7 protein-coding genes are annotated in these 4,886 nt (G+C 50.9%); all 7 read left to right on the forward strand.

The genetic code is table 11. From position 1 onward, the window contains the following. The first annotated feature begins 206 nt into the window (after positions 1-206). The 7 genes from QNK41_RS03405 to rfbA all read left to right on the forward strand — a co-directional run bounded on the left by QNK41_RS03405 (position 207) and on the right by rfbA (position 4,654). A complete protein-coding gene (locus QNK41_RS03405) occupies positions 207-440 on the forward strand; it encodes a hypothetical protein (protein ID WP_319253760.1) in 234 nt (77 codons plus the stop codon). Then, positions 440-865: a PIN domain-containing protein gene (locus QNK41_RS03410; RefSeq protein WP_319253762.1), complete on the forward strand. Its 426-nt coding sequence runs from the start codon at positions 440-442 to the stop codon at positions 863-865. The genes QNK41_RS03405 and QNK41_RS03410 overlap by 1 nt, the downstream gene beginning before the upstream one ends. 363 nt (positions 866-1,228) lie before the next feature. After that, positions 1,229-1,435 (forward strand): type II toxin-antitoxin system HicB family antitoxin, encoded by a 207-nt coding sequence (locus QNK41_RS03415; protein ID WP_319253764.1) that lies wholly within the window; start codon positions 1,229-1,231, stop codon positions 1,433-1,435. Next, positions 1,422-1,613, forward strand: coding sequence for a type II toxin-antitoxin system HicA family toxin (locus QNK41_RS22945; RefSeq protein ID WP_413815111.1), 192 nt, complete (start codon positions 1,422-1,424; stop codon positions 1,611-1,613). Before QNK41_RS03415 ends, QNK41_RS22945 begins: the two co-directional genes overlap by 14 nt. Before the next feature lie 265 nt (positions 1,614-1,878). Further along, a complete protein-coding gene (locus QNK41_RS03420; RefSeq protein WP_319253765.1) occupies positions 1,879-2,496 on the forward strand; it encodes a hypothetical protein in 618 nt (205 codons plus the stop codon). Positions 2,497-2,551: 55 nt separating this feature from the next. Beyond that, positions 2,552-3,631, forward strand: coding sequence for a dTDP-glucose 4,6-dehydratase (rfbB, locus tag QNK41_RS03425; RefSeq protein ID WP_319253767.1), 1,080 nt, complete (start codon positions 2,552-2,554; stop codon positions 3,629-3,631). 72 nt (positions 3,632-3,703) lie between these two features. Then, complete coding sequence (gene rfbA / locus QNK41_RS03430; protein ID WP_413815112.1) at positions 3,704-4,654, forward strand: glucose-1-phosphate thymidylyltransferase RfbA; 951 nt, start codon at positions 3,704-3,706, stop codon at positions 4,652-4,654. The last annotated feature ends 232 nt before the right edge of the window (positions 4,655-4,886 follow it).

The following is a 4,886-nucleotide window of genomic DNA, read 5'->3' on the forward strand; positions in this document are numbered from 1 at the left end:
AAACGAATCAAACGAATCAACCAATTTAACCGCCCTTTTTTAACCGTTAATCCGTGAGGGCGAGAGAGCGGGAGCCCGTGAGAGCGAGAGGGCGTGAAAGAGGTGCGTAGTTGAAAGACGTCGAAAACTTGGGAGTAGCAGCGAGCTACTCTTGACATGCTATCGACAAGTGCTACACTGATCTCGTGTAACACAGGAGCTTTACCATGGGAAATCTTACTATTACAATTGATGAAGATTCGTTGAAAAGGGCGCGCATGCGGGCGCTTCAGGAAGGGACTTCGGTCAATGCGATCTTAGGGGAGTTTCTGAAGTCATATGCCGGCGTGTGCCGGGAGCAGCAAGTGGCCGTCGGCAAAATCGTTGCCCTTTCCCGAAGGTCCAAGGCCAGGCGGGGCGAACGAACCTGGACTCGAGATGACCTGCATGAGAGGGTTTAATGCGCACTTTTTTCGACACTAATATCCTCGTTTACTTGTTTGACGCCGATGCCGAAGATAAAAAAGCGCAAGCCTCTGCGCGATTTGAAACTGAAGTGTCTGCCGGTCGGGCGTTGTTGAGCACTCAGGTACTCCAGGAGTTCTACGTGGTCGTGACCAGAAAGCTCTTGGTACCACTTGAACCAGAAACGGCTGAAGAGGTCGTTCGCAACCTTTCCTTGCTGCCGGTCATTGGCATCGATACTGAAAAAATCATGGCCGCCATTCGCAGGAGCCAAAAAAGGCAACTATCATTTTGGGATGCACTTATCATTGAGACAGCTCTGGCCGGAGGCGCGGACCGACTGCTTACAGAGGACCTGCAGCACGGGCAGACCATCGATGGTCTGCAGATCGAAAATCCGTTATTAGACGGTCTCCCATAGCCAACGTTTAGGACGCAAATAACACAGATCTCCGTTAAACCGTTGCTCTAAAAATCCCTGTTTTTTCACCCAGGTTGAGCGATTGTCAAGCTTGCCGAAGAATCAAGGAACCCGTGAGTGCGGGAGAGCAGGAGGGCGGGAGAAAAGCCGTGAGGGCGAATTTTAGAATCGCCTTGCGACTAACGCCTTAAGCTGAAAGAACCGGAAACCGGTAACCGTCAACCGTCATTCTATAAAAACCAAACACTTAACACGGTCGGTAATGTTCAGCAGCTTATAACCTACCAGCTTGCAGAAACAATAGATTGAAGTTAATATTTCCTATACAATTCTAATGACGGTCCCAAAAAAAGGGCATCCGAGATGAAAAAATATACACTGATATATTGGCAAGATGGCAAATGGCTCGTTGGGCGACTTAGGGAAAGAAACGATGTGTTTTCACAGGGAATGACATTGAGTGAGTTGGAAATCAATATACAGGAAGCCTTGAACCTGATGGAAGAAACTGACTTCGAGAATTTGCCGCCGGGTTTTAAGGTCAAGGAAATGACTATTGAAACGCGTTGAGTTCATTCGCAAAATCAATGGACTTGGATGCGAGTTGTTAAGACATGGAAATCGCCACGATATCTACATCAATACAAATAGCGGAAAAAGGGCGCCAATCCCACGCCACAAAGAGATTGCAGATACACTGACGCGAATCATTCTCAAACAACTCGGAATTGACAAGGCTGATTTATAGAAGCCGTTATGTTCTCCTGCTTATCGTTCGTTTTCAGCTATTCCGTTTTTTCAACCGTGAACCGTGAACTGTAGGCCGTAAACCCGCTTCACCTTCCGCCTAACGCCTTGCGAAAAAAAACCGTAAACCGACCTTCGCCTATAACGGTTCGAAAGAACCTAACCAACGTCCTGGACTACCCTTCATCAGATTTTAGAATTCGGAAGTTTATAAGTTAAGGGCGTCCCTAAATTCCTAAATTCCCAACGACCACGCCAATCAACCGATGAGTACTGCCATCGAACTGATAGTCCGAATCTTGTGTGACACCCGTCCCGACGGTCCGGCGGACGGCGCATACCTGTATTGCACCACCATCGAAAACCAGGCGTCCATATTCAGCACAGCCAGGATGCTGATCAGCCATGCCGTCGCCGCCCGGATCTTCATTCTGGATGCAAAGGAGATGAGCGGCTACCCGGGAGTGAATCAGTGCAGCCGGCGGCTCAGGGAACTCGGCCTGCCGGCAGATAAGATCGATTATGTGCCTTATGGTGGTACCAAATCAATCAATACGCTGGTCGAGTCGCAAGCCCTGATCCGATTTGCCAGAGACCGGGGAATGGGTTCACTGATCGTGGTGTCACCGCCCTTTCACCAACTGCGGGCATTCATGACAGCAGCAACAGTGGCCCTCGACGAGTACCCGGAATTGGTCCTTTACAGCCATCCGGGCGCAGCCATGTCCTGGATGGAATCCGTGGTTCATTCCCAGGGAACCCTGCAGGCCCAGCGCCGACAGTTGATACAAGAAGAGCTGGTTCGCGTGCATACCTACCAGAATAAAGGTGATCTGGCCCGCTTCGAAGATGTGCTGGATTATTTGAACTGGCGCGATACTTAGTACCCCTGTTCAATTAGTCACCAACACTACCCAAATTTTCCAAAGGTCTCATATAATGAACACAGAGCCAGCTATTATTGTTACCGGAGGGGCCGGATTCATCGGTTCTAACTTCGTTCACACCTGGCTGGAGACAGGCGAAGGGCTTGTCGTCAACCTGGACAAACTAACATACGCCGGGAACCTCGAGAATCTGGAACCATTGGCGAAAAACCCGAACCACATCTTTGTAAAGGGTGATATCGGTGACCGGCAGCTGGTTGCAAAATTGTTAGACCAGTTTCATCCGCGTGCGATTATCAACTTTGCCGCGGAGAGTCATGTGGATCGATCCATCTCGGCACCGGATGATTTCATCCAGACCAACCTGGTCGGCACCTTCAATCTGCTCGAGCAGGTGCGCGACTACTGGAAGGTCCTTGGGCCGGATGACCAATCCGCATTTCGATTCCTGCACGTGTCCACCGACGAGGTGTATGGCTCCCTCGAAAAAGATGATCCGGCCTTTTCGGAGACCACGCCCTATACACCCAACAGCCCCTATTCGGCATCCAAGGCAGGGTCGGACCATCTGGTCAGGGCCTACCACCACACCTATGGCCTGCCGACACTGACCACCAATTGCTCCAACAATTACGGGCCATACCAATTCCCGGAAAAGCTCATTCCGCTGGTCATTCACCATGCCTTAAACGGTAAAAAGATTCCGGTCTACGGGGATGGTGCCAACATCCGTGACTGGCTCTACGTCAAGGATCATTGTCGTGCGATCATGGCGGTACTTGAAAAGGGCAGGCCGGGTGAAGTATACAACATCGGCGGGAACAGTGAGAAAACCAATCTGGATGTGGTGCACACCATCTGCACCATCCTGGATGAGATGACCGCGGATCAAAACCGCCGGGACACCCTGATCACCTTCGTTCCTGACAGGCCGGGCCACGATCGGCGATACGCCATCGACGCTTCAAAAATAAAGGCAGAAATTGGATGGACACCGCAAGAGACCTTTGAAACAGGTATTCGCAAAACGGTGCAGTGGTACCTGGACAATTCCCAATGGGTAGCCAGCGTCACCAGTGGCACCTATCAAAGCTGGATGGAAACCAACTACGGAAATAGGCAACTTCAATAATGCACTCATAACCGAAACGATGTTCTATGAGTAGCCATTCAAGATTTTTTTATTCACCATGAGGGGAAGATAATGCAACGAAAGGGAATCATTCTTGCCGGCGGCAGCGGCACCCGGCTTTATCCCATCACCATCGCCATATCCAAGCAGTTGCTGCCAATCTACGACAAACCCATGATTTATTACCCGCTGACCACCCTCATGCTTGCGGGTATCCGGGATATTCTTGTCATTTCAACCCCCCAGGACACCCCCCGGTTCGAGCAACTGCTGGGGGATGGCAGCCAATGGGGACTCAATATATCCTATGCGGTCCAACCGCGGCCGGAAGGTCTTGCCCAGGCATTTATTATCGGGAGCGATTTTATCGGCTCGCATCCCAGCGCGCTGGTCCTGGGGGACAACATCTTTCATGGGCATGATCTTTCCAAACATCTCTCGGTGGCCAACCGGAAATCCGGCGTCTCAACGATTTTCGCCTACCAGGTGACCGATCCCCAGCGATACGGCGTGGTGACCTTTGACAGATCCGGCAAGGTGATCGGCATCGAGGAGAAACCGCAACAGCCACAATCGGATTTTGCCGTCACCGGTCTGTACTTCTACGACAACCAGGTGGTGGAGATCGCGCGGGATATCCAGCCGTCGGCTCGCGGCGAGCTGGAGATTACCGACGTGAATCAACGCTATCTTGATCTGGGAACGCTGGAAGTTTCGCTGATGGGAAGAGGATACGCCTGGCTGGATACGGGGACCCACGCATCATTGTTGGAAGCTTCCCGATTTGTGGAGATCCTGGAGAGACGGCAAGGGCTTAAAATCGCCTGCCCGGAGGAGATCGCCTGGCGGTCGGGATACATTACGGATGAGCAGCTCGAAACGATCGGCAATTCTATGGGGAAAAACGGGTATGGGCAATATCTGTTGAAAATACTGAAAAAGAAATCAAGCCCAGCTACCGGATTGGGTTCATTTTTCCCTGAAAATCAGAGTCTGCCCGGCGTCAGCAATGGGGCCATTTGATATATAGTGGGGAGCGGGATGGGCTGTTGGCCATGGGCTATAGGCGATGGGGTATGAGAGAATAAAGACCGTTGGATTGGTTGGTTCGTTAAATTTGTTCAATTGGTTGAAATGAAAAAAAGCAGTTGACTGCCCGGTAAGGTGTGCTTTTTTCGTTCGATGTTCGATGTTCGATGTTCGATGTTCGATGTTCGATGTTCGATGTTCGATGTTCGATGTTCGATGTTCGATG

Origin of the sequence: Desulfosarcina sp., assembly GCF_033791525.1 — a bacterium.
In the GTDB taxonomy this organism is placed as follows: Bacteria; Desulfobacterota; Desulfobacteria; order Desulfobacterales; family Desulfosarcinaceae; genus Desulfosarcina.

Excerpts from the sequence above, each read along its gene's own strand:
- QNK41_RS03405 (WP_319253760.1), top strand. The coding sequence starts at position 207 with ATGGGAAATCTTACTATTACAATTGATGAAGATTCGTTGAAAAGGGCG.
- QNK41_RS03410 (WP_319253762.1), top strand. The coding sequence starts at position 440 with ATGCGCACTTTTTTCGACACTAATATCCTCGTTTACTTGTTTGACGCC.
- QNK41_RS03415 (WP_319253764.1), top strand. The coding sequence starts at position 1,229 with ATGAAAAAATATACACTGATATATTGGCAAGATGGCAAATGGCTCGTT.
- QNK41_RS03420 (WP_319253765.1), top strand. The coding sequence starts at position 1,879 with ATGAGTACTGCCATCGAACTGATAGTCCGAATCTTGTGTGACACCCGT.
- rfbB (WP_319253767.1), top strand. The coding sequence starts at position 2,552 with ATGAACACAGAGCCAGCTATTATTGTTACCGGAGGGGCCGGATTCATC.
- rfbA (WP_413815112.1), top strand. The coding sequence starts at position 3,704 with ATGCAACGAAAGGGAATCATTCTTGCCGGCGGCAGCGGCACCCGGCTT.